Source organism: Asanoa sp. NPDC049573, from assembly GCF_040676615.1.
Taxonomy (GTDB): Bacteria; Actinomycetota; Actinomycetes; order Mycobacteriales; family Micromonosporaceae; genus Asanoa.
The window spans coordinates 178,971-200,989 of the sequence record NZ_JBFAPI010000008.1; the positions used below are offsets into that span (position 1 = coordinate 178,971).

Genomic DNA, 22,019 nt, shown 5'->3' on the forward strand with positions numbered 1-22,019 from the left:
CGGTGGTAGACAGCCGCCGTGAACTTTTCCGACCACTTGCGCTTGATCGACGAGCGATCGGTCGCGTTCTGCGCCGCCGTCGCCGCCGCACCGAGCCTTGACGTGTGGGTGCCGACCTGTCCCGAGTGGACGCTGTTCGATCTCGCCCGGCACATCGGCGAGGGGCGTTGGGCCTGGGCGGCCACCGTCGCCGCCGGGCCGGACGCGACGGGCAAGGCCACCGCGTCGGACGCTCCGGCCGCGCCCGACGATCGAGCGGCCCTGCTCGACTGGCTGGCCGCGGCGACGCACGCCCTCGTTTCCGCGCTTTCGGAAGCTGGCCCGGACCGGGGTTGCTGGACCTGGTGGGGCACCTCCCAGTCGCCGCAGAACTGTGCCGCCGTGGCCCGGCACCAGCTGCAGCAGATGGCGGTGCACACCTACGACGCCCAGCTCGCCATCGGGGCAGTTGCGTCGATTCCGGACGATGTGGCTCTCGACGGCGTCGAGGAGTTCGTCTTCACCTGCTGCACCGGGGATTCCTGGCCGCACAAGCCCGCGACGATCGACTATCACGTCACCGACGGGGGCTCCTGGCGCCTCTGGCTGCTGGCCGAGGGCGCGCGGGCGGCCCGCCTCCCCGCATCCGGCGCCACGGTCACCGACCCGGCCGACGCGTCCGCCGCTGGCACAGCGACTGAGCTGGTGCTGTTCCTGCATGGCCGCGCCCCGCTCGACTCGCTCGAGGTCGAGGGCGACCGGGGTGTGTTCGACCTGCTGGTGGCCTGGGAACCGGCTTAGGTCGGGTCCTGTCGATCATCGTGAGCCGAGACGGAGTCCAGATGTCGTGTGGTGGCGGCTCGGGATTGCCGGGATACCAGTGTTGTATCTCGGTGATCCCGAGACGCCGCCAGGCGGCATCTGGGCCCGTCGCAGGCCGCGAGGATCGACCGGACCCGGCCTAGTCGGTGTAGAAGACCGGGCCGTTCGGTGGCAGTTCGGGCGCCTCGCCGGTCGCGGCGGCGCGGCGGGCGAACTCGCGCAGCCCGGCGATCTGGCGCTCGCCGAGGGAGAAGTCGAGCACCCGGAAATACGAGGCGAGGGTTTCGGCGTCGAACGGCTCCCAGCGGGCGGCCGCGGCGGCCGCCTCGTCGAGTTCCGACAGGCACAGTTCGCGCGACCGCAGGAATGCCTCGTGCACCTCTTTGAGCTGCCCGGGGTGGTTGTCGGCGAACTCCCGGCGGGCGGCCCAGACGGCGAAGACCATCGGCAGCCCGGTCCACTCGCGCCAGGCCTGGCCGAGGTCGGTCACGGTCAGGCCGCGCCGCGGCGCCTCGTAGAGCGAGCGGAGCGCGACGTCGCCGATCAGCACCGCCGCGTCTGCCTCCAGCAGCATCTGGGTCAGGTCGGGCGGGCAACGGAAATAGTCGGGTGTGACGCCGTAACGCTGGGCGAGCAGCATCTGGGCCAGCAGCACGCCCGTCCGCGAGGTCGAGCCCAGCGCCACCCGAGCGCCGTCGAGGTCGGCGAGCGGCTTGGTGGAGACGATGTTGACCGACAGCACCGGCCCGTCGCTGCCGACCGCGAGGTCGGGCAGGAGCACCAACTCGTCGGCGTGCCGCAGGTATTCGAGCAGGGAGATCGGGCCGACGTCGAGGTCACCGGCGACCAGGGCGGCGTTGAGCCGCTCCGGCGAGTCCTTGTGCAGGTCGACGTCGAGGAGGGCGCCCGAGCGCATCAGGCCCCAGTAGATCGGAAGACAGTTCAGGAACTGGATGTGACCGACTCGGGGTCTGCGGATCTCGCTCATGGTGTCTTCACCGTATCCCGAGCAGTGGGACGGCGCTCATGCGACGGCCACGGATGTGACGCGTTCCAGCCGGATGGCGCGTGCGACCGGAACCGCGGTCGCGAGCACGACCAGCACCCCGGCCAGGCCGAAGGTGAAGACGAGCGTGCGCGCCGAGAACGGGCCGAGCATGGCACCGGCCAGCACGTATCCGAACATCGCGCCGCCGTTGGCGGCCGCGTTGAGCACCGAGAACGCCCGGCCCCGGTCGGCCTCGCGCACCCGGCGGGCGACCAGGATCGTGCTGAACACGCCGAGACCGCCGTTGAGCAGGCCGCCGACCAGCCAGAGGGCCGCGACCAGCCAGGCACTGGGCACCGCGGCGCTGAGCACGACCGGCACGCAGGTGGCACCGAGCAGGGTGAGCATGCCCCGGACCAGACCGCCGTCGTCGTCGAACCGCCGGACGACCCGGGCGAACACCCAGGCACCGACCGCCATGCCGGCCGTCCAGGCCGCGGTGACCAGGCCGAACGCCGAGGTGGAGGCGCCGAGCGTGTCGCGGATGTAGAAGACCTCGATGACGTTGACGCCGCCGACGCCGGCGACCACCGCGCCGAACGCGAGGAACGTCGTGAGCAGCAGTCCGTCGGTGCGCAGCCGCCACGGTCCGGCCGCCGCCCCGGTGGTCGACGCGGCCGCCTGCGCGCCGCCGCGCCGGGTGCGCAGCAGCAACCCGGCGACCGCGACCGCGAGATACGTGACCGCCGCGATGACCAGCGGCGGGCGGGTGCCGAAGCCCGCGACCAGGAAACCGGCGGCGGCGGGACCGAGCAACGCGCCGATCATCGACGCGGTCTGGCCGATGGCGCTGGCCTTCGGAAGTTCGTCGCGGTCGACCATCGACGGCACCAGCGCGGCGAACGTCGGGTTGGTGATCGCGACCCCGGACGCGAGCACCGCCACCATGGCGACCAGCGCGACCGGCAGAGCGACGAAGGCCATGGCGACGCAGACCGCGGCCTGGGCCAGACCGGTGGTGACCAGCAGCGTCCGGCTGTCGTAGCGGTCGACCAGCCGACCGGTGAGCGGGGCGAGCGCGACCAGCGGCAGGGTGGCGGCGAGCCAGAGCCCGGAGACGGCCAGGCCGCCGGCCCCCCGGTCCTGCAGCGCGAGGGCGAGCGTGGTGGCGACCAGGGCCTCGCCGGCCATCGAGATCGCCCGGGTACCGGCGGTGACGTAGACGTCGCTCCAGCGCGAAGGAGCCGAAGATGTGAAGGACATGCTTCGAAAATAATCCTTCACATCTTCGGTACGCAACCCCTGGCGTCGTCAGTCGTCGGGGAAAGCGGCAAGTTGGACACGCACCGCCCGCGCTCCCTCCAGCGACGCCTCCTTGCGGTTCCGCTGTTTCAGCGAGTCGATCAATGCGTGCACGGTCTCGAAGAAGCTCTTCAACTCGTCGGCGGTCACGAAGATCGTCGACGTCGTCAGCCCGGCGACGTCGTGCCATTCCTTCGGCTCTTCCCGGGCCCGCGCGAGGTAGGCCCGCAGCCGCGCCTGGTCACGCTCGAGGTAGGTGGCGAGCAGGGCCTCCTCGGCGGCCCGGGTCTCCGGGTCGGCGTCGGCCTCCATGTCGAGGCCCCACGAGTGCGCCGGGCTCTGCCAGACCCGTTCCCGCCCGTCGCCCCGGCTCGGCGCCTCTTCGATCATGCCGGCCTTGGCCAACTCGCGAAGGTGGTAGCTGGTCGCACTCGGCGACAACCCGACGATCTCCGCGAACTCGGTGGCCGTCGTCGGTTCCCCGGTCGTGTTGAGATGCTCGAGGATCGCCAGCCGTGCCGGATGCGCCAACGCCCGCATCATCTTCGGATCGGTGATCCGACGCCGCTCCTGCCCGAGATCCGCCATCCACACATCGTCGCACCGGCGGGTGCCGGCGATATTCAGTGGAGTCCCGGACGAACCGGGCGTAGCCTGGAGCGCCGCCGCGCTGATGCGTGGTTACCGGGCACTGCCGGCACCGGCTGGGGCTTCGACCCCGCGGAGTTCCGGGCGGCCCAGGTCTCCCGAGCCACACTCTCGACCGCCGGAAGGCTTCTCGGATGACCCTGCCCGCCGATCATGTCGTCAACACCGACGCCACCGAGCCCGCCACCGATCTGGAAACCGACCTCGGCGCCGAACGCAGCCACCTGACCGCGTCGCGCGCCGCCCTCGGCCGGATGCGCGAACGCGCCGAGTCACTGTTCAGCGCCGGCGGCAATGTCGCCGGTGACTCCTACACCGCCGAAACGCTCGGGCGTACGCTCGCCCGCCGGGTCGCGGAACTGGCCGACGATCCGGACACCCCGCTGTTCTTCGGGCGGCTCGACTTCGGCGCCTCCGCGGAGGCCGAAGACCACGCCGGGCACCGCTACCACGTCGGGCGCCGGCACGTGACCGACGACGCCGGCGAGCCGATGGTGCTCGACTGGCGGGCGCCGGTGTCCCGGGCGTTCTACCGGGCCAGCGCCAAAGAGCCGCAGGGCATCGCCGTCCGCCGCCGGTTCGGGTTCAACGGCGGGCTGCTGACCAGCTTCGAAGACGAGCACCTCGACCGCGGCGAGGAACTCGGCACCGCCAGCCGGATCCTGACCGCCGAGATCGAGCGGCCGCGCGTCGGGCCGATGCGCGACATCGTCGCCACCATCCAGCCGGAGCAGGACGAGTTGGTCCGAGCCGACCTGGAGACCTCGATCTGTGTGCAGGGCGCGCCCGGCACCGGCAAGACCGCCGTCGGCCTGCACCGCGCCGCCTTCCTGCTCTACCTGCACCGCGAGCGGCTGCGCCGGTCCGGCGTGCTGGTGGTCGGCCCCAACCGGGCGTTCCTGTCCTACATCTCGGCGGTGCTGCCCGCGCTCGGCGAGATCGAGGTCGAGCAGGCCACGGTCGACGACCTGATCGCGCGCGCCCCGGTCCGGGCCGAGGAAGACCCGGCGGTCGCGGTGATCAAGCACGACGCCCGGATGGCCGCGGTGCTCGCCGCCGCCCTCGACGCGCACATCGGCACGCCCGAGGAGCCGATGACCGTGCCCGACGCCTCCTACCGGTGGCGGATCGGCGCCGAGGTGCTGCGCCGGATGGTCGACGACGTGCGCCAGGAGAACCTCCCCTACGGCACCGCCCGCGAACGGGTCCGGGCCCGGGTGGTCAGCCTGCTGCAACGCCAGTCCGAGGCGCGCCGGGGCGACTCGCCGAACGACGCCTGGCTGCGCCGGATGGGCAAGGCCAAGCCCGTCACCGACTTCCTCGACCAGGTCTGGCCGGCGATGACGCCGGAGGCGCTGGTCGCGGAGATCCTCACCGACCCGCCGGCGGGCGTGCTCACCGATGCCGAGCGCGAGCTGATCAGGTGGCCGAGCCAGCCGCGGTCGCTCAAGTCGGCCAAGTGGACGGCCGCCGACCTGGTGCTGCTCGACGAGGCCGCCGGCCTGATCGAGCGCGCGGCCAGCTTTGGCCACGTGGTCGTCGACGAGGCCCAGGACCTGTCGGCGATGCAGGCCCGCGCGATCGCCCGACGCAGCGAGCACGGCTCGATCACCCTGCTCGGCGACCTCGCCCAGGGCACCGCGCCGTGGGCCGCCGCCGACTGGCGCGAGACCCTGCGCCACCTGGGCAAGCCCGACGCGGCGGTGGTGCCGCTGACGATCGGCTTCCGGGTGCCGGCCGCGGTGGTCGCGTTCGCCAACCGGCTGCTCCCGGCGCTGGCGGTCGACGTGCCGCCGGCCCGATCGCTGCGCAACGACGGCTGGCTGACCATCGACGAGGTGATCGACCTCGACGCCGCGACGGTGGCCGAGGTCCGCGCCGCGCTCGAGCACGACGGCTCGGTCGGCGTGATCGCCGCCGACCGAGCCGTCGAGCGGATCCGCGCGGCACTGACGGCGGCCGGCATCAAGAGCGCGACCGCCGACGACGTCGAGTCCGCGGAGCGGGTCACGGTCGTGCCGGCGTCGGTCGTCAAGGGCCTCGAGTACGACCACGTGGTGGTCGTCGAGCCGGCCGCGATCGTGGCCGCCGAACCCCGTGGCCTGCACCGCCTCTACGTCGTGCTGACCCGGGCCGTCAGCCGCCTGGCCGTGCTGCACACGACCCCGCTCCCGGAGCCGCTAGGCAGCTAGAGCGTGCCGCCCCGGGCCGATTCGGCCGCGGCTCCGGGGAGGGTCTCGGCGGTGCGGACGGTCACCAGCGCAATCTCGCGATGCGGCCCTGCTCGCCCGACGCGTAGCAGACCGCGAGGCCGGCGCACTCGACCGCGTCGAAGCTGCCCGAGTCGAAGAGCGACCAGTGCCGCCCGCCGTCGTAGCTGATGTCGCTGCCGGTCGGCCCGACGGCGAGCACCGGCCCGAGGCGGGTCATCCAGGCCGCGCCGGAGCGGTATTCGCCGGGCTCGCGGGCGGCCGCCCGCCAGGTGCGGCCGCCGTCGCCGGTGACCGCGGCGCCGGACGGTGCCGCATCGGGGACTTCGTAGTCGCCGCCGACTGCCACGCCATGGTCGCGGTCGCGGAACGCCAGCGAATAGATGCCCGCCGACGGGCCGCTCGGGATCGGGGCGTCAGTGACCGTCCAGCTGCGGCCGAGGTCGTCGCTGCGGAACACCCGCGCCGCGGACCCACCGCCGGTGGCGAAGTAGGCCCGGCCACCGGCGCCGACCAAGCAGGTGCCGCTGGCCGCGAACGCGAACTCACCCGGCAGCGCGGCCGGCATGCCGGCGGGCGACACGACCGACCAGGAGCGGCCGGCGTCGCTGGTGGCCAGGATGCGGAATTTGCCGTCGACCGGGTCGGAGAGGGCCAGGCCGTGCCGTTCGTCGAGGAACGTCAGGCAGTCGTAGAACGCGGCCGGGTCGGTGTTGCGGAACGCCTCTGTCCAGGTGCGACCGCCGTCGGCGGTGCGGTAGACGCGGGAGTCTTCGCCGGTGCCGATGGACAGCGCCACCGCGCGGCGGGCGTCGAACGCCTCGATGTCGCGGAACTCCAGGGTCGCCGTGTCGGGCGGGCCGACCGACTGCCACGTGCGGCCGCCGTTGACGGTGCGCAGCACGGTGCCCTGGCTGCCGCTGGCCCAGACCGTGCCGGCGCTGACCACCGACAGGCCGCGCAAGCGGGCCGTGCTGCCGGTGGGTGACAGATCCCAGGACGGCGAGGGGGTGGCGGTGAAGCCGGCCGAGACGGCGAGCACGCCGATCGAGACCGCGGCCATCGACGCTTTTCGCATCCACATGTCGATCGAACTTACTCCGGATCAGCGATGCTGGATATCCCGAACCGGCACCACCAGCGGCCCGTCGACGCCGTCGACGACGCGAACCCGGGCCTTGTAGAAGCGCGACAGGGTCTCCTCGGTCAGTACTTCGCGGGCGGTGCCGGCGGCGACCACCACACCGTCGGCCAGCAGCACCAACCGGTCGGCGTAGCCGCCCGCGATCGACAGGTCGTGCATCGTGGCCAGCACGGTGAGCCCCTGGTCACGGCGCAGCGTGTCGACCAACTCCAGCACCTCCTGCTGGTGACCGATGTCCAGGGCGCTGGTCGGCTCGTCGAGCAGCAGCAACGAGGGCTCCTGCGCGAGCGCCCGGGCCAGGAACACCCGCTGCCGCTCACCGCCCGAGAGGGTGTCGAGTTCGCGGTCGCCGAAACCGGCCAGGTCGAGGCGGTCGAGCAGCGCGGTCACCGCGGCGAGGTCGGTGGCCGACTCACGACCGAGCAACGAGACGAAGGGGGTACGACCAAGCAGCACGTAGTCGAACACTGACATACCGGGCGGCACCACCGGCGACTGGGCGACGGTGGCGACCGTGCGGGCCCGGGCGCGGCGGCGCAGCCGCTCGATCGGCGTACCCAGCAGGGAAACCGCGCCCCCGGCGGGCAGCAGGCCGCCGATCGCGCGCAGCAGCGTCGACTTACCGGCGCCGTTCGGGCCGATCACCGCGACCCACGAGCCCGCCTCGACGGTGAGGTCGACGCCGCGCAGGATGGCCGCCTTCCCGAGCGTGACGTGCAGGTCCCGCACCGAAATGGCCGGCGTCATGTGACCACCCGCTTCGCCGTGCGCAACACCAGCACGAAGAACGGGCCGCCGACGAACGCCGTGACCACCCCGATCGGGATCTCGGCCGGCGCCGCGAACGTGCGGCCGGCGAGGTCGGCCAGGGCCAGGAAGGCCGCGCCGAACAGCATCGACAGCGGCAGGATGGCCCGGTAGCTGGTGCCGACCAGCATCCGCACGATGTGTGGCACCACGATCCCGACGAAGCCGATCAGGCCGGAGACCGAGACCGCGGCCGCGGTGCCCAGCGAGGCGGCGGCGATCAGGAAGTAGCGGGACCGTTGCGGGTGCAGGCCCAGGCCCCTCGCCTCGTCGTCACCGACCGACAGCACGTCGAGTTCGCGCCGCAGGGCGAGCACGACCACGGTGGTGACGATGGCGTACGGCAGCAGCAGCCGCACCTCGTGCCAGCCGTTGGTGGCCAGCCGGCCGAGCAACCACGAGTAGATCGCCCGGATGTCGTCGGCGTTGCGCTGCATCAGATAGGTCTGCCCGGCAGCCAGGAAGGCCGACACCGCGACCCCGGCCAGGATCAGCGACGCCGGCGTCCGGTCGCGGCCGGCGACCCCGAGCAGGTAGGTCAGCGCGACCGCGACGAGGGCACCACCGAACGCCGCCAGGGGTACGCTCGGCGGCAACGCGCCGATGTCCATTTCGGACCCGCGCAGCGCCACGACCGCGGTCACCGCGAGCCCGGCCCCGGCCGCCGCGCCCAGCAGGTAGGGGTCGGCCAGTGGGTTGCGGAACGCGCCCTGGTAGCAGCCACCGGCCAGCGCCAGCATCGCGCCCGCGAGCAGACCGAGGACCACCCGGGGCAGCCGGAGCTGGAGCAGTATCGCCGCGTCCTGCTCCGAGAGCCCACTGTGGACATGCACGCCCGGGATCAGGTCGACCAGCTCGGCCGCGACACCGCCGAGCGGCAGCGAGACCGGGCCGAAGGCGAGCCCGGCGATGGCCGCGACCACCACGGCGACGACGCCGCCGAGCAGCCACGGCCACCGTACGCCGGGAAGCTTCCGGGTTTTCAGGCCGGCACCTTCGCCACCGCGTCGACGATCTGGCGCAGCAGGTCGACGGTGCGCGGACCCCAACGCGACGCGACGTCGTCGTTGAGGCCGACGATCTGCCCGGTCTTCACGGCGGTGATGCCGGACCAGCCGGGCCGGGCCTTGACCGTGTCGGCGTTCTGCTGGCAGCACACCGTGTCGGCCAGGAAGATCAGGTCAGGGTCGGCCTTGACCAGCGACTCGGCCGAGAGCTGCGGATAGCCGCCCTTGCTGCCGTCGGCGTCCGCCGGGTCGGCGATGTTCTCCAGGCCCAGTTGGGCGAAGAGCGAGCCGACGAAGGTCTTCGAGGTCAGCGAGTAGAGCTCGGGGCCGAGCTCGTAGTAGTAGGTGAGCTTCGTGCTCCGCTGCGGCACGTCCTTGACCAGCTTGTCGATGTCGGTCCGCATCTGCTTCGCGAGGTCTTCGGCCGCCGGCCGATTGCCGGTCAGCGCACCGATGTCGGTGATCTGCCGGTAGGTGTCGTCGACCGTCTTGCCGGCCGGCGCGACGTACACCGGGATCTTCAGCTGGCGCAGTTGGGCGACGACGTTGTTCATGTCGTTGGAGAGCACGACCAGATCGGGTGATTTCCCGGCGATGGCCTCGGCGTTGGGCTGGAAGGCCGACAGGTCGCTCTTCGGTGCGTTGGCCGGGAAGTTGGACTGGTCGTCGACGGCCACCACCTGCGGTCCGGCGCCGATCGCGAAGAGCACCTCGGTCGCGGTCGGCGACAGGGCGACGATCTTCTTGGGCTTGGCGGCGACGGTCAGGTCGCCGACGGTGACCGGAAAGTCGGCGGTGGCGCTGACGTCGGTGTCGGGGGGCGTGCCGCCGTTCTCGGTGCTGCCGCCGTCGCCGCAGCCGGCGAGCAGCAGGGCCGCGCCAAGGGCGGCGGCGAGGAACTTGGCCGGATATCGCATGGGTAGCCTCCTGTCGGTCGAGGTCTGGTGCTTCGCCGACAGGGGTTGCGCCCGCCCGCGAGGCGCCCTTCCTCGAGAGCGCTGGTTCGCGACCTGGGCAGGCGACCTGGCTCGTCCCCGCACGGGCGGGGCATCGCAGTTGCGGGACAGCGCCGGAGTCACACCGGCTTCGCTGCGGTCGGTCGCGAGCACGGTAACCCACTGGTCACCATGGTCGGGAGGGCGATATCGCCGCCGTTAACTGCGACACCGGCGTCCCGCGGTTACCCACGGGACGCCGGTGCCGGCAAATGCCTCAGCTCTGGGTGATCCGGACGTCGTCGACGCCCGCCTCGACCAGGCTGGCGGTCGACGCGTCGGCCGCCTCGATCAGGAGCCGCACCGACTGACCGGCGTACGCCGACAGATTGGCGCTGGCCGTCGCCCAGGCGCCGTCGCGGTTGGTTGCCGCGCCGGCCTGGCTGAACAGGGCCGTCGTGCCGCCGTTGTGCACGACGCTGACCCGGAAGAAGTCGGCCGACGACGCGTTCGAGCCGTGCGCGAGATACCACGACAGGTTCAGCGTCAGCGTGCCGCTGGCCGGCAGCGTGATGGCCGGCGAGCGGATGCTGGTCGTGCCGCCGTCGACGTCGAAGTCGCCCGCGGCGGTGCCGGCCGAAGCCCCGGTGACCAGGTCATTGGTGCCGCTGACGGTGGTGCCGAGTTGCTTGGTGCCGCTCGACGTGGTCGCCGCCGGGTCGCCGCGCACCCACTGGCCGTTGGTCGCGGTGTCGGTGCCGGACGGGTTGGTGGTCCACCCGGTCGCCGACTCGAAGGTGTCGGAGTAGACGGTGGTGCCGCCGCCTCCGCCGCCGCAGTACTGCGCCTGCTTGTTGATCGCCCGGTAGGGGCAGTCGGCGTATTCGGAGAGGATCAGCACCGCTTCCCGGTTGCGGCTGGTCTGCGCCGGGATCACCTCGTCCGGCGGGTAGAAGCCGCCGCCACCCGACGAACCCGGATACATCTCGAAGGTGTAGGCCCAGATCTTGTGGGTCGCCCACAGCCAGTCGAGGCTGTCACCGTCGGTGATGTAGAGGTCCGACGACTGTTCCGGCGTGTAGCCGTTGGTCGCCGCCATCTGCTGGCCGATGGTGGCGAACGTGCTGTAGTCGTCGGCGGTCATGCCGGTCGCGGTGTTGGCGGTGGTGTAGCCGTAGGGCCACAGCACCAACTGCGAGTAGGTGTGGAAGTCGATGTTGGCCTTGATCTGCTGCACGCCGCCGACCACCCGGCTGTTGACGAAGTCGCGCAGCGCCCGCGTCTCCGGCGCGCTGAACGCCGACGGGCCGCGATAGGTCTCCGAACTGGTGGTGCCGGACGAGCCGCCGCAGCACCCGAAGTTGTAGCCCCAGTTGCGGTTGAGGTCCGTGCCCACATTGGACGACCCGGCGTTGGGCTGCCGGTTCTTCCGCCAACTGCGGTAGGAACCGGTCGCGATGTCGTACTCGCTACCGTCGGGGTTCATCGTCGGTACGACCCAGATCTCCCGGTTGTTGACGAGGTTGGTGATCCGGGAGTCGGTGCCGTAGTTGTCGGTGAACAGGTTGAGCACGTAGATCGCCATCTCGACGGTCAGATGCTCGCGGGCGTGCTGCTGCGCGTTGAAGAGGATCTCCGGCTCGGCCTCGTCGGTGTTGACGTTGTCGGAGATCTTCACCGCCATCAGGTCGCGGCCTTCGTAGGAACTGCCGATCGAGAGCTTGCGCGCGATCGTCGGGTGGTCGGCGACGACCTGGTTGACCACCGCCGTCAGCTCCGCGTAGTCGTGGTAGGCGGAGTCGGCCGGCGGGAACGCCTGCGCCGTCGGGCCGCCGCTGACCGCGGGCGGTGCCGCCTGCTTCTCCAGCGTGAAACCGAGCCGCTGGATCGCCGCGGCCTCGGCGCCGGTGGCGGTGATGTTGAGGACGCCGTGCTCGACGTAATCGATCGAAGCACCGGTGCCGGCGACCGCGTTGCGGTCGGCCAGCGTCTTCGGGCCGAGCACCCGGTATTCGGCCGAGGGCGATGCCGATGCGTCGCCGCCGGGCGGCGGTTTCGCCGCGACCGGGTGGGCCGAGGCGACGAGCAGGCCCACGACCGCGGTGCCGACCAGTGCGGCCAGGGTGCGTCGTCGACCCAGACGAGTGGCCATGCATGACCTCCAGGGGGTTGGTGGAGGAACGTTGGACGAACCTCACCACCGGACCCATGGTCATATCAATATGGGTCTTTGTGCTGCACCATGCCAACGGGATCATCCCGCCGGCAATGAACTTCAGCGAAACGAACTCTGGTGAAACTTCCTTTCGCCAGCGATAGTGACAGCCATGAACGCATCAGCGCGGGCGGCCGTCGCGGTTTTCGGCGCGGTTGCCTTGATTGCCGGGTTCGCGGCACCGGCCGGGGCCGTCGCCTCGACGCCCGTCCATGACGAGCAGATCACGTACCAGGGCTGGTCGACGTATCGCGACTGGCGCACCGGCACGCACCAGGGCACTCTGGCATTGCCGGGCATTCCGGGCGTTCCGGGCCTGCAGGGTGGCGTGACCATCCTGCGTCCACAGGGGACGACCGACTACACCGATCCGCACACCGGGGTGACCCGCAGCTGGAACTACGCCACCTGGACCTCGCCGAAGCGCGAGGTCGGCTTCGACGCGAGCGAGCTGGTCGCGTCGTGGAACGCCGAGACACCGCGCGGCACCTGGATCCAGATCGAGATGCAGGGCACCTACAACACCGGCAACCTGACGCCCTGGTACGTGATGGGCCGTTGGGCCTCCGGTGACGAGGACATCCGCCGTACGTCGGTGAACCGGCAGGGTGACCCGTACTCGACGATCTGGACGGACACGTTCTCGATCGACGACGTGGCCAACGGCGTGATGTTGAGCGCCTACCAGCTCCGGCTGACCCTCTACCGGGCGCCGGGCCAGCTGGCCTCGCCGCGGGTCTGGGCGCTCGGCGCGATGTCGTCGTACGTGCCCGACCGGTTCACCGTGCCGGCCAGCGCCGGGCACATCGCCTGGGGCAAAGAGCTCAAGGTGCCGGCCTATTCACAGAACGTCCACGAGGGGCACTATCCGGAGTACGACGGCGGCGGTGAGGCCTGGTGCTCGCCGACCTCGACCGAGATGGTCGTCGAATACTGGGGCAAGAAGCCGTCGGCCGAGGACCTGGCGTGGGTCGACCCGACCTACCCGGACCCGTCGGTCAACCACGCCGCCCGGATGACCTACGACTATGCCTACGACGGTGCCGGCAACTGGCCGTTCAACACGGCCTACGCCGCGTCCTTCCCCGGCCTGGAGGCCAAGGTCACCCGGCTGCACTCACTCGACGAGGCCGAGCGGTTCATCGCCGCCGGCATCCCGGTGGTCACCTCGCAGTCGTTCCTGGCCAGCGAGCTCGACGGCGCCAACTACGGCACGTCGGGCCACCTGTTCGTCATCGTCGGCTTCACCAAGGACGGCGACGTCATCATCAACGACCCCGCGTCGTCGTCGAACGACGTGGTCCGCAACGTCTACAAGCGCAGCCAGTTCGAACAGGTCTGGCTCCGCACGAAGCGGATCAACGCGACCGGCGGCGTCTCCGGCGGCAGCGGCGGCATCGTCTACCTGATCAAGCCGTGGTGGAAGCCCTGGCCGAAGGTGGCCGGCTCGACCAACTGGTAGCGGTTATCTCGCGACGGCCGGCGGCTCATCGTCGCCGGCCAACGCGGTGCGCAGCTTGGCCTTCTCGGTGCGGCGCCGGTCGACCGCGTCGGCCAGCTGTTGCGCCATCTGGTCGCGCCAATGACGCAGGAAGAAGAACGAGACCGCGGCCGAGAAGACCAGCGCCAGGATCAGCTTGAGGAACAGGTCGATCGGCACCGGCAGCAGCGCGGCGAAGACGAGCACGGCCAGGCCGATCCGGGCCAGCGTGTATTTGACGGTAGGTGTCACGACATCACGTCCTGGGGGTGGGCGCGCCGGTCGGCGAGCGACTGCGGGCCGTCGTACTCGTGCACGATGTTGTAACGGGTGTCCCGCTCGACCGGCTGGAAGCCGGCGTCCCAGATCAGGTTGAGCAGGTCTTCGCGGTGCATGGTGTTGGGCGTGCCGTAGGAGTCGGCGTCGTGCGTGATCTTGTATTCGACGACCGAGCCGTCGAGGTCGTCGACGCCGAAGTTGAGCGAGAGCTGGGCGACCGACAGGCCGTGCATCACCCAGAAGCACTTCACGTGCGGCACGTTGTCGAACATCAGCCGGGACACCGCGAACGTCTTGAGCGACTCGGCCGGCGAGGCCATCGTGGTGCGCGCCTGGAGCTTGTTGCGGACCTTGCCGTCTTTGGAGTCGACGAAGTCGTGCTGGTAGCGCAGCGGGATGAAGACCGCGAAGCCGCCCGTCTCGTCCTGCAGCTCACGCAGCCGCATGACGTGGTCCACCCGGTGCCGGGGCTCCTCGATGTGCCCGTACAGCATGGTGGCGGGGGTCTTCATGCCCTTGCTGTGTGCCAGCTTGTGGATCCGCGACCAGTCTTCCCAGTGGCACTCGTGGTCGACGATGTGCTGGCGGACCTCCCAGTCGAAGATCTCCGCACCGCCGCCGGTCAGTGACTCGAGGCCGGCGTCCATCAGCTCGTCGAGGATCGCGTCGGCGGTCAGCCCGCTGATCTTCTCGAACCACTGCACCTCGGTGGCCGTGAAGCACTTGAGGTTGACGTTGGGCAGCGCCGCCTTCAGCTCGCGCAACACCTTCGGGTAGTAGCGCCAGGGCAGCGTCGGGTGCAGGCCGTTGACGATGTGCAACTCGGTGAGCTGCTCGCTCTCCATCTCCTTGGCCTTGCGGACGGCCTCGTCGATGCGCATCGTATAGGCGTCTTTTTCGCCCGGCTTGCGCTGGAACGAGCAGTAGGCGCAGCTCGCCGAGCAGACGTTGGTCAGGTTGAGGTGCCGGTTGATGTTGAACATCACCCGGTCGCCGTTGAGCTCGGTGCGCTTGTGGTGCGCCAGCCGACCGAGCCAGGCGAGATCGTCGGACTCGTAGAGGTCCACACCGTCCTGCCGGGAAAGTCGGATGCCGGCGTAGACCTTTTCCTCGAGCTCGTGCTTACGTGCCTCGTCCATGCAGGCGAGCGTACGTCCCGCCGGCCGATGATCACCGCTGGGCCACTACCGTTCACCGTCTCTCAGCGTCTCGTTACCGCTGCTGCCATCGACAGTCGCCACAGTTTTGCGGTAGTAACGACTGTGACGAGTTACACCAGAGGGTCGCTCGGCACCCAGCCGATGCGTAACGTCCCCGCACGGTGATCGGTCGTCACAACGCGACAACCGGGGAGGATCATGACCCGCCGGCAGCCCAACCGCCACGGCGACCCGCAGCGCGACCACTTGCGGGTGCTCAGACCGGTGGCGTGGGCCGCGCTGCTGACGGCGACCGCGTCCGCGGCCGCCGGTTTCGGCAGCCCCGCGTTCGCCGACCTCAAGGCCGCCGACCCCCCGTTGCCCAACACCGTGCCCGACTCCGGCGCCCGCCCGGTCCCGGCCGGCGCGTTGCAACTGCCCGGCCAGGCGCCGGTGACCAGCGTTCCCCAGGTGCCGTCGACGGTCGCGAGCGGTCCGCTGGCCGCGCGGATCAACGCCAGCGCGACCGAGGTCTCGCTCCTCGGCGAGCGCGTGCTCGAGCTGCAGCAGCAGCGCGACCGGGCCGAGAGCGACCTGGAGCTGGCCGACACCAACCTGCGGCAGATGCGCGACGAGCTGGCCGCGGCACAGCGCAACGCCGACAGCGCGGCCGGTGACGCCCTCAAGGCGGCCGCCGCGCTGCCGCCCGGCACCTACGACCGCGACCTGCAGGACCTCGGTTCGCTCAACCGGCTGCTGACCGGCCGCTCGGCCGTGCCACACCCGGAGATCGCCGGCGACGTGGTCGAGCGGGCCCGGGTCGCCGAGCAGAACGCGACCGCCTACTACGCCGCGATGCAGACCAAGCACCAGGACCTGGTCGACCAGGTCAGCGCGCTGGAGAAGAGCCGCAAGACCAAGGAAGACGCGCTGCGCAAGCTGCGGGCCGACAACATCGACGCGGTCGAGGCCTACGAGCGCGACCAGGAGGCCAAGGAGCAGCAGCTCGGCACCCGCTACATCTCCGGCGAGAGCGTCGCCGGGATGAAGGCCAACCCCAAGGCGATGACGGCGGTCCGTTACGCGCTGGCCCAGCTCGGCGACCCCTACGTCTGGGCGGCCGAGGGCCCCAACTCGTTCGACTGCTCGGGCCTGATGTGGGCGTCCTACCGGGCGGCCGGCTACAACGGGCTGCCCCGGGTGGCCCGTGATCAATATTATGCGACCCGCATGCAGAGCGTGCCGCAGTCCGCGCTGCTGCCCGGCGACCTGATCTTCTTCGCCTCCGGGTCGAGCTGGCAGACCGTCCACCACGTCGGGATGTACCTCGGCAACGGCAAGATGGTGCACGCCCCGACCACCGGCGACGTGGTGAAGGTGTCGACCGTCTGGTGGTCGCGGTTCTACGCGGCGACCCGGGTGTTCCCCGCCGTGCCGACAGGTCCGACCGCGCCGCCGACTACCCAGCCGCCGAAACCGCCGGTCGAGACGACGAAGCCGCCGACCAAGCCGCCGACACAAGAGCCGACGAATCCGCCGACGAAGCCGCCGACCGGAGAGCCGACGGACCCGCCGACCGATCCGCCACCAACCACGAAACCGACGACCGAGCCGCCGGCGCCGACGAAGGACCCGGAGCCCACCGACCCGCCGGCCGACGACGAGGAGGAGCCGACGTCGACACCGGAGGCGCCAGCGACCCGCGACAGCGTGCCGCCGACCAACACCGCCGCGGCCAACTCTGTCGCCACGCCGACCGGCACGTCAGAGGGCTGACGGCCGCTTACCGACATACCGGGGTGTGCGGTTGTGCCACGATGTGACATTGGCACGCCGCGCCGGGCGGGCACGCGCGACCCGGGGTCGGCCAGGGAGGGCAGCGATGGACGAGAAGCCGCAGCAGTCCGACGACGCACGACTCGGCGAGCTGCCTGAGGCCTACGAGCCCCCGCCGCCGCCAGCGGGTGACGGCGCGCTCTGGCCGGCCTCGCCCGCTTGGACCCGGCCCACCCCGGTTTCGGAGATCTCGCACATCCCGACCGCGCCGCCCGGCAGCACGCCCACGTCGGTGGTCGGCCGGGCGTCGGTGCGCAACGGCACCGCCGCGCCCGACGGCGAGCACGTGGCCGCGCCGGCCGTGCCCGGCACCTACCGGGCCGCCGGCGAGCTCGCCGAGCCGCCAGCCCCGGCCGTCCCGGGCACCGACCGCGCCGCCGAACCCGGCGAGCCGCCAGTCGCGGCCGTTCCGGGCACCGACCGCGCCGCCGCCGAGCCGCCAGCCCTGGCCGTTCCCGGCACCGACCGCGCCGCCGCCGATCCCGCTGAGCCGCCAGCCCTGGCCGTTCCCGGCACCGACCGGGCCGCCGGCAGGTCCGCCGAGCCGCCAGCGCCCGCCGCTCCGGGTGTGCCTGGCACCTACGGGGCCGCCGGCGAAGAGCCCGTGGAGCCGCCGGCTCCCACGCCGCCGGCTGTGGCCGCCCCGGCTGCCTCACCGATCAAGCCCGTGCCGGCGAAGGGGCCGGTGCCGCCGCTCGACCGGCGGGTGCCGAAGGTGCCGCTCGCCGAGGAGTCGCCCTGGTCGGGCTTCGCGGTGCCGTTCCACAAGGAGACGGCCGACGACCCGCCGGCGTACGTGCGCCCCGAGCCCGTGCCCGAGCCCGACGAGCCGGCCGCGTCGGCGATCCCGGCACAGCGGGCCACCTGGTCGGCCGCGACGCCGGCCTCGATCGCGGCGCTCACCGAGGGCAGCGAGCCGGCTGAGGCGCCGGCGGTCGCCAAGGCCCGAGCGAGCGTGCCGGGGGTGCGCCGCCCATCGGCCGCCGAACTCGCGGTCGGTGTGCCGGCCGCGGCCAGCGGCAGCGCCAAGATCTACGGCCGCACCGCGACCGAGCCGACGGAGCCGAAGCCGCCCTTGCCGCCCGACGAGCCCGAGCCGGAGCGACCGCGGCGGCCGGAGCCAGATCGGCCGGAGCCGGGTCGACCGGAGCCAGACCGGCCCGAGCCGGGTCGACCGGAGCCAGATCGGCCCGAGCCGGGTCGACCCGAGCCGGACCGGCCGGAGCCCGAGCGGCCGGAACCCGAGCCTGAGCGGCCTCGGCCGCAGCCGCGGCCCGACCAGCCGAGGCCCAGAGAACCCCAGCCGGAGCCGCCGCTGCGCCCGCAGCCGCCGTTCCCGGGTCCGGAGCCCGCGCCGTCGCCGTTCCCCGGCCCGAGCCCGGCACCAGGGCCGGGTCCAGGGCCAGGTCCGGGCCCGATGCCGCCTGGGCCGCCGCCGGTGCCGCCGTCGCCCGTGCCGCAGCCGCCGCCTTCTCCGGTGCCGCCGATTCCCGAGCCGCAGCCGCCGGCGCCGCCCGGGCCGCCGGTCCCGCCCCCGGGGCCGCCGCCGGGCCCGTCGCCCGTGCCGCCGTTCCCGCCGCCGCCCGCGGTCGGGCAGCAGGGTGGGTCGGCGCCGGCGCCCGCGTTGCCGAGTTGGCCGGAGTCGGTCAACCCGACCGCGCCCGGGTCCACGGGTGCCGCGACCGACTATCACCGGTGGGCGCAGGGGCAGCGCTCCGGCCGGCTCTACGGGAACCAGGAGGAGCCCGCCCCGATGACCACGGCCTTCCCGGCCGCCACGATGGAAAACTCGGGATCGCTGACCGGTCACATCCTGGCCCAGGGGCACACCGACTCGATGCCGGTGAAGCGTGGTTATGCCAAGGTCGGGCTGTTGCTGGCCGTTGGCCTCGGCATCCTCGTGGGCATCGGCGTGCTCGTCGTGCTCTTCGTCAGCAACTCGATCACCGGGTTGCTCTAACTCCTGCGCGTGACGCCGCACACGCGGGAGCGCCTCGATGCGGCATCGGGCGGCCACGCACCGTACACTCGCTAAGTTCATCGACCGGCGCGTTTCCGCGCCCCATGGGCGATCTTGCGAAGCGTGCTGCACCCCGAGGTTCTTGACGCGCGAGATGGCCCGCCCACGAGAGGCCCCACTTGACCGCGTTTGCTGATCCCAGCACGTTCCCGTCCATTTTCGAAGCGCCGGCCGACGCCGGCGACGCCACGCCCACCGAGGGCTTCGACGCCCTCGGCCTGCCCAACAAGCTCGTCCGGGCGCTGGCCCGCGAGGGCATCGTCACCCCGTTCGAGATCCAGAAGGCCACCGTCCCCGACGCGCTGGTCGGCCGGGACGTCCTCGGCCGCGGCCAGACCGGCTCGGGCAAGACCCTCGCGTTCGGCCTGCCGCTGCTGGCCCGGATCGCGCAGGGTGGCAAGGCCCGCCCGCGCCACCCGCGCGCGCTGGTCCTCGTGCCCACCCGCGAGCTGGCCATGCAGGTCAACGACGCGCTGCTGCCGCTGGGCAAGTCGGTCGGCGTCTACCTGAAGACCGCCGTCGGCGGCGTTCCCTACGACCGGCAGATCGAGGCGCTCGACCGCGGCGTCGAGGTCATCGTCGCGACGCCGGGCCGGTTGAAGGACCTCATCGAGCGCCGGGTCTGCGTGCTCGACGAAATCGAGATCACCGTCCTGGACGAGGCCGACCAGATGGCCGACCTGGGCTTCCTGCCCGAGGTCACCGAACTGCTGGCCAAGACCCCGGCCGGCAGCCAGCGGCTGCTCTTCTCGGCCACCCTCGACGGCGACGTCGACGCGCTGGTCAAGCGCTTCATGAACGACCCGGTCACGCACGCCACCGAGCCGGCCCAGGCGACCGTCACGACGATGGACCACCACATGCTGCTGATCCCGCCGCACGACAAGTTCGGCGTCGCGGCCTCGATCGCCGCCCGGGAAGGGCGCACGATGATGTTCGCGCGCACCCAGATGGGCGTCGACCGGCTGGTCGAGCAGCTCGCGGCGGTCGGCGTGCGGGCCGGCGGCCTGCACGGCGGCAAGACCCAGCGGGCCCGCACCCGCACGTTGGCCGAGTTCAAGGAAGGCCGCACGACGGTGCTGGTGGCGACCGACGTGGCCGCCCGCGGCATCCACGTCGACAACGTCTCGCTGGTCGTCCACATCGACCCGCCGCGCGACGCCAAGGACTACCTGCACCGCGCCGGGCGCACCGCCCGGGCCGGTGAGTCCGGCTCGGTGGCCACGCTGGTGCTGCCCAAGCAGCGCCGCAGCACGCTGGCCATGCTCGGCAAGGCCGGCGTCGAGCCAGCCGAGACCCGGGTCCGGGTCGGCGACGCCGCCCTGGCCGAGCTGACCGGCGCCCGCGAGCCCAGCGGCGTTCCGGTGGTCATGGTTCCCGAGGAGCCGCGCCGCCCGCACCGCCCGGCCAACGGCCACCGGCAGAGCGGCCCCCGCGGGCCGCGCAGCGGACCGCGCCGCACGCACTAACCAACGGATCACCGGTAACGTTGATCGCATGGCGACGTTGCCGAAGGTTCTGTTGTGGACCCGCACCGATGTGCCCGGTGCGGAGACCGTGGTCTTCGACGACCGGCGAGGGCTCGTGGCGCGCGGCACCCAGCAGGCGGTGGACCCGATCCCCTACCTGGCGCGTTACGAGCTGATCGTCGACGACAACTGGCAGACCGCGCGGCTCGACGTGAGCGCGGAGGGCGCCGGCTGGATGCGCACGATTCGGATGCAGCGGGCCACCGGGCGGTGGCGGGCCACCACGGGCGAGCAGGGTGACCTCGACGCCGCGCTGGTCGCGGCCGGACAGCGCCGGGTCGGCTTTCCGGGGATCGAAGACGCCGCACGGCTCGAACGCGCCCTCGATGTCGACCTCGGCGGCTCGCCGCTGACCAACACGCTGGTGATCCGCCGCCTCGGGCTGCTCAACGCGACACCCGACCGGCCGACCACGGTGATGGCGGCCTGGGTGCTGCTGCCCAGCCTGGAAATCATCGCGGCCGAACACACCTACACGCCGCTGGGCGGCAACCGGATCCGCTACGAGAGCGACACCTTCCGCGCCGACATCACCGTCGACGACAACGGTTTCGTGCTCGACTACCCGGGGCTGGCGAAGCGCGGCTAACCGCGCCAGTCGCCGGTGCGCAGGAAACGGTCGAGCACCGCGCGGTGCGGCGCCAGGTCGAGACCGGCGTCGCGGACCCAGCCGTCGGCGTAATAGGTGTCGGCATAGCGTTCGCCGCCGTCGCAGAGCAGGGTCACCACCGATCCGCGTACGCCGGCCGCACGCATCTCCGCGATCAGGGCGAAAGCGCCCCAGACGTTCGTACCCGTGGAGCCCCCGACCCGGCGGCCGAGCACCGCGGAGGCGGCGCGCATCGCGGCCAGTGACGCGGCGTCGGGCACGGCGACCATCCGGTCGACGACGTGCGGCTGGAACGACGCCTCGACCAGCGGCCGGCCGATCCCCTCGATCCGCGAGCCCCGGCCGGTGGTGTGGCCCCAGTCGCCGGCCGCGTAGGCCGGGTAGAACGCCGAGTTCTCCGGGTCGACCACGCAGATCTTGGTGGGATGCCGCTGATAGCGGACGTAGCGCCCGATCGTCGCGCTGGTGCCGCCGGTGCCGGCGCCGACGACCACCCAGGTGGGCACGGGGTGCCGTTCGCGGGACATCTGGCTGAAGATCGACTCGGCGATGTTGTTGTTGCCGCGCCAGTCGGTGGCCCGTTCGGCGTAGGTGAACTGGTCCATGAAATGCCCGTCGAGGTCGGCGGCCAGGGACCGGGCGGTGTCGACAACGGCGGACGGATCGTCGACCAGATGGCACTTGCCGCCCTGGAACTCGATCAGGGCGATCTTCTCGGCCGACGTCGAAGCCGGCATGACCGCGATGAACGGCAGGCCCAGCATCCGGGCGAAATACGCCTCGGAGACCGCCGTCGACCCGGACGACGCCTCGACGACGGTGGTGCGCGGGCCGATCCAGCCGTTGCACAGCCCGTAGAGGAACAGTGAGCGGGCCAGCCGGTGCTTGAGCGAACCGGTCGGGTGCACCGACTCGTCCTTGAGATAAAGGTCGACGCCCCACTCCCGGGGCAGCGGGAAGGGCAGCAGGTGGGTGTCGGCGGAGCGGTTCAGGTCGGCTTCGACCGCGGCGACCGCTTCGGTCACCCACGCCCGTTCGCTGTCGCTACATCGGTCAAGCTGTTCCATGG

Annotated in this window: 18 protein-coding genes; 7 read left to right on the plus strand and 11 right to left on the minus strand. The window is 71.8% G+C overall.

Annotated elements, in window-relative coordinates; genetic code table 11:
• The first annotated feature begins 18 nt into the window (after positions 1–18).
• Positions 19–780, plus strand: a complete 762-nt coding sequence (locus AB0J74_RS20095) for a maleylpyruvate isomerase family mycothiol-dependent enzyme (RefSeq protein WP_363449926.1) — start codon at positions 19–21, stop codon at positions 778–780.
• A 160-nt stretch (positions 781–940) separates the two neighbouring features.
• Here AB0J74_RS20095 and AB0J74_RS20100 read toward each other — a convergent pair whose 3' ends face one another.
• The 3 genes from AB0J74_RS20100 to AB0J74_RS20110 are packed head-to-tail and all read right to left on the minus strand — an operon-like array spanning position 941 to position 3,679.
• Positions 941–1,789 (minus strand): menaquinone biosynthesis protein, encoded by an 849-nt coding sequence (locus tag AB0J74_RS20100; RefSeq protein WP_363449928.1) that lies wholly within the window; start codon positions 1,787–1,789, stop codon positions 941–943.
• 36 nt (positions 1,790–1,825) lie between these two features.
• Positions 1,826–3,052, minus strand: coding sequence for an MFS transporter (locus AB0J74_RS20105; protein ID WP_363449930.1), 1,227 nt, complete (start codon positions 3,050–3,052; stop codon positions 1,826–1,828).
• 48 nt (positions 3,053–3,100) lie between these two features.
• Positions 3,101–3,679: a metalloregulator ArsR/SmtB family transcription factor gene (locus AB0J74_RS20110; protein ID WP_363449933.1), complete on the minus strand. Its 579-nt coding sequence runs from the start codon at positions 3,677–3,679 to the stop codon at positions 3,101–3,103.
• A 194-nt stretch (positions 3,680–3,873) separates the two neighbouring features.
• Between AB0J74_RS20110 and AB0J74_RS20115 the strand changes: the two genes are divergently transcribed.
• Positions 3,874–5,931, plus strand: coding sequence for an AAA family ATPase (locus AB0J74_RS20115; protein WP_363449935.1), 2,058 nt, complete (start codon positions 3,874–3,876; stop codon positions 5,929–5,931).
• A 61-nt stretch (positions 5,932–5,992) separates the two neighbouring features.
• Here AB0J74_RS20115 and AB0J74_RS20120 read toward each other — a convergent pair whose 3' ends face one another.
• The 5 genes from AB0J74_RS20120 to AB0J74_RS20140 all read right to left on the minus strand — a co-directional run bounded on the left by AB0J74_RS20120 (position 5,993) and on the right by AB0J74_RS20140 (position 11,994).
• Complete coding sequence (locus AB0J74_RS20120) at positions 5,993–7,033, minus strand: oxidoreductase (protein WP_363449937.1); 1,041 nt, start codon at positions 7,031–7,033, stop codon at positions 5,993–5,995.
• Positions 7,034–7,054: 21 nt separating this feature from the next.
• A complete protein-coding gene (locus tag AB0J74_RS20125; protein ID WP_363449939.1) occupies positions 7,055–7,840 on the minus strand; it encodes an ABC transporter ATP-binding protein in 786 nt (261 codons plus the stop codon).
• Entirely contained in the window at positions 7,837–8,886 is a 1,050-nt protein-coding gene (locus AB0J74_RS20130; protein WP_363450253.1) for an iron ABC transporter permease, read from the minus strand. Before AB0J74_RS20130 ends, AB0J74_RS20125 begins: the two co-directional genes overlap by 4 nt.
• A complete protein-coding gene (locus AB0J74_RS20135; protein ID WP_363449941.1) occupies positions 8,883–9,824 on the minus strand; it encodes an ABC transporter substrate-binding protein in 942 nt (313 codons plus the stop codon). Before AB0J74_RS20135 ends, AB0J74_RS20130 begins: the two co-directional genes overlap by 4 nt.
• A gap of 295 nt (positions 9,825–10,119) precedes the next feature.
• Positions 10,120–11,994, minus strand: a complete 1,875-nt coding sequence (locus tag AB0J74_RS20140; RefSeq protein WP_363449943.1) for a M14 family zinc carboxypeptidase — start codon at positions 11,992–11,994, stop codon at positions 10,120–10,122.
• Between the two features lie 175 nt (positions 11,995–12,169).
• Between AB0J74_RS20140 and AB0J74_RS20145 the strand changes: the two genes are divergently transcribed.
• Entirely contained in the window at positions 12,170–13,519 is a 1,350-nt protein-coding gene (locus AB0J74_RS20145; RefSeq protein ID WP_363449945.1) for a C39 family peptidase, read from the plus strand.
• 3 nt (positions 13,520–13,522) lie between these two features.
• Here AB0J74_RS20145 and AB0J74_RS20150 read toward each other — a convergent pair whose 3' ends face one another.
• Both AB0J74_RS20150 and mqnE read right to left on the minus strand, forming a co-directional pair.
• Positions 13,523–13,789, minus strand: a complete 267-nt coding sequence (locus AB0J74_RS20150) for a DUF4229 domain-containing protein (protein WP_363449947.1) — start codon at positions 13,787–13,789, stop codon at positions 13,523–13,525.
• Positions 13,786–14,955: an aminofutalosine synthase MqnE gene (mqnE, locus tag AB0J74_RS20155; protein ID WP_363449949.1), complete on the minus strand. Its 1,170-nt coding sequence runs from the start codon at positions 14,953–14,955 to the stop codon at positions 13,786–13,788. Before mqnE ends, AB0J74_RS20150 begins: the two co-directional genes overlap by 4 nt.
• A gap of 219 nt (positions 14,956–15,174) precedes the next feature.
• Here mqnE and AB0J74_RS20160 point away from each other — a divergent pair, with 219 nt between their 5' ends.
• The 4 genes from AB0J74_RS20160 to AB0J74_RS20175 all read left to right on the plus strand — a co-directional run bounded on the left by AB0J74_RS20160 (position 15,175) and on the right by AB0J74_RS20175 (position 20,929).
• A complete protein-coding gene (locus AB0J74_RS20160; RefSeq protein WP_363449951.1) occupies positions 15,175–16,731 on the plus strand; it encodes a C40 family peptidase in 1,557 nt (518 codons plus the stop codon).
• A 106-nt stretch (positions 16,732–16,837) separates the two neighbouring features.
• Complete coding sequence (locus tag AB0J74_RS20165) at positions 16,838–18,751, plus strand: hypothetical protein (protein ID WP_363449953.1); 1,914 nt, start codon at positions 16,838–16,840, stop codon at positions 18,749–18,751.
• Between the two features lie 215 nt (positions 18,752–18,966).
• Positions 18,967–20,280, plus strand: coding sequence for a DEAD/DEAH box helicase (locus tag AB0J74_RS20170; protein WP_363450255.1), 1,314 nt, complete (start codon positions 18,967–18,969; stop codon positions 20,278–20,280).
• Positions 20,281–20,308: 28 nt separating this feature from the next.
• Positions 20,309–20,929, plus strand: a complete 621-nt coding sequence (locus tag AB0J74_RS20175; RefSeq protein WP_363449955.1) for a putative glycolipid-binding domain-containing protein — start codon at positions 20,309–20,311, stop codon at positions 20,927–20,929.
• Here the strand turns inward: AB0J74_RS20175 and AB0J74_RS20180 are convergent.
• Complete coding sequence (locus AB0J74_RS20180; protein WP_363449957.1) at positions 20,926–22,017, minus strand: PLP-dependent cysteine synthase family protein; 1,092 nt, start codon at positions 22,015–22,017, stop codon at positions 20,926–20,928. The two genes, AB0J74_RS20175 and AB0J74_RS20180, sit on opposite strands and share 4 nt — an antisense overlap.
• Positions 22,018–22,019: the final 2 nt, after the last annotated feature.

Bases quoted from the DNA above. Each gene is read 5' to 3' on its own strand.
- AB0J74_RS20115 (WP_363449935.1), top strand. From the start codon at position 3,874: ATGACCCTGCCCGCCGATCATGTCGTCAACACCGACGCCACCGAGCCC.
- AB0J74_RS20120 (WP_363449937.1), bottom strand. From the start codon at position 7,033: ATGTGGATGCGAAAAGCGTCGATGGCCGCGGTCTCGATCGGCGTGCTC.
- AB0J74_RS20160 (WP_363449951.1), top strand. From the start codon at position 15,175: ATGACCCGCCGGCAGCCCAACCGCCACGGCGACCCGCAGCGCGACCAC.
- AB0J74_RS20145 (WP_363449945.1), top strand. From the start codon at position 12,170: ATGAACGCATCAGCGCGGGCGGCCGTCGCGGTTTTCGGCGCGGTTGCC.
- AB0J74_RS20110 (WP_363449933.1), bottom strand. From the start codon at position 3,679: ATGGCGGATCTCGGGCAGGAGCGGCGTCGGATCACCGATCCGAAGATG.
- AB0J74_RS20175 (WP_363449955.1), top strand. From the start codon at position 20,309: ATGGCGACGTTGCCGAAGGTTCTGTTGTGGACCCGCACCGATGTGCCC.
- AB0J74_RS20105 (WP_363449930.1), bottom strand. From the start codon at position 3,052: ATGTCCTTCACATCTTCGGCTCCTTCGCGCTGGAGCGACGTCTACGTC.
- AB0J74_RS20125 (WP_363449939.1), bottom strand. From the start codon at position 7,840: ATGACGCCGGCCATTTCGGTGCGGGACCTGCACGTCACGCTCGGGAAG.
- mqnE (WP_363449949.1), bottom strand. From the start codon at position 14,955: ATGGACGAGGCACGTAAGCACGAGCTCGAGGAAAAGGTCTACGCCGGC.
- AB0J74_RS20180 (WP_363449957.1), bottom strand. From the start codon at position 22,017: ATGGAACAGCTTGACCGATGTAGCGACAGCGAACGGGCGTGGGTGACC.
- AB0J74_RS20165 (WP_363449953.1), top strand. From the start codon at position 16,838: ATGGACGAGAAGCCGCAGCAGTCCGACGACGCACGACTCGGCGAGCTG.
- AB0J74_RS20140 (WP_363449943.1), bottom strand. From the start codon at position 11,994: ATGGCCACTCGTCTGGGTCGACGACGCACCCTGGCCGCACTGGTCGGC.
- AB0J74_RS20135 (WP_363449941.1), bottom strand. From the start codon at position 9,824: ATGCGATATCCGGCCAAGTTCCTCGCCGCCGCCCTTGGCGCGGCCCTG.
- AB0J74_RS20100 (WP_363449928.1), bottom strand. From the start codon at position 1,789: ATGAGCGAGATCCGCAGACCCCGAGTCGGTCACATCCAGTTCCTGAAC.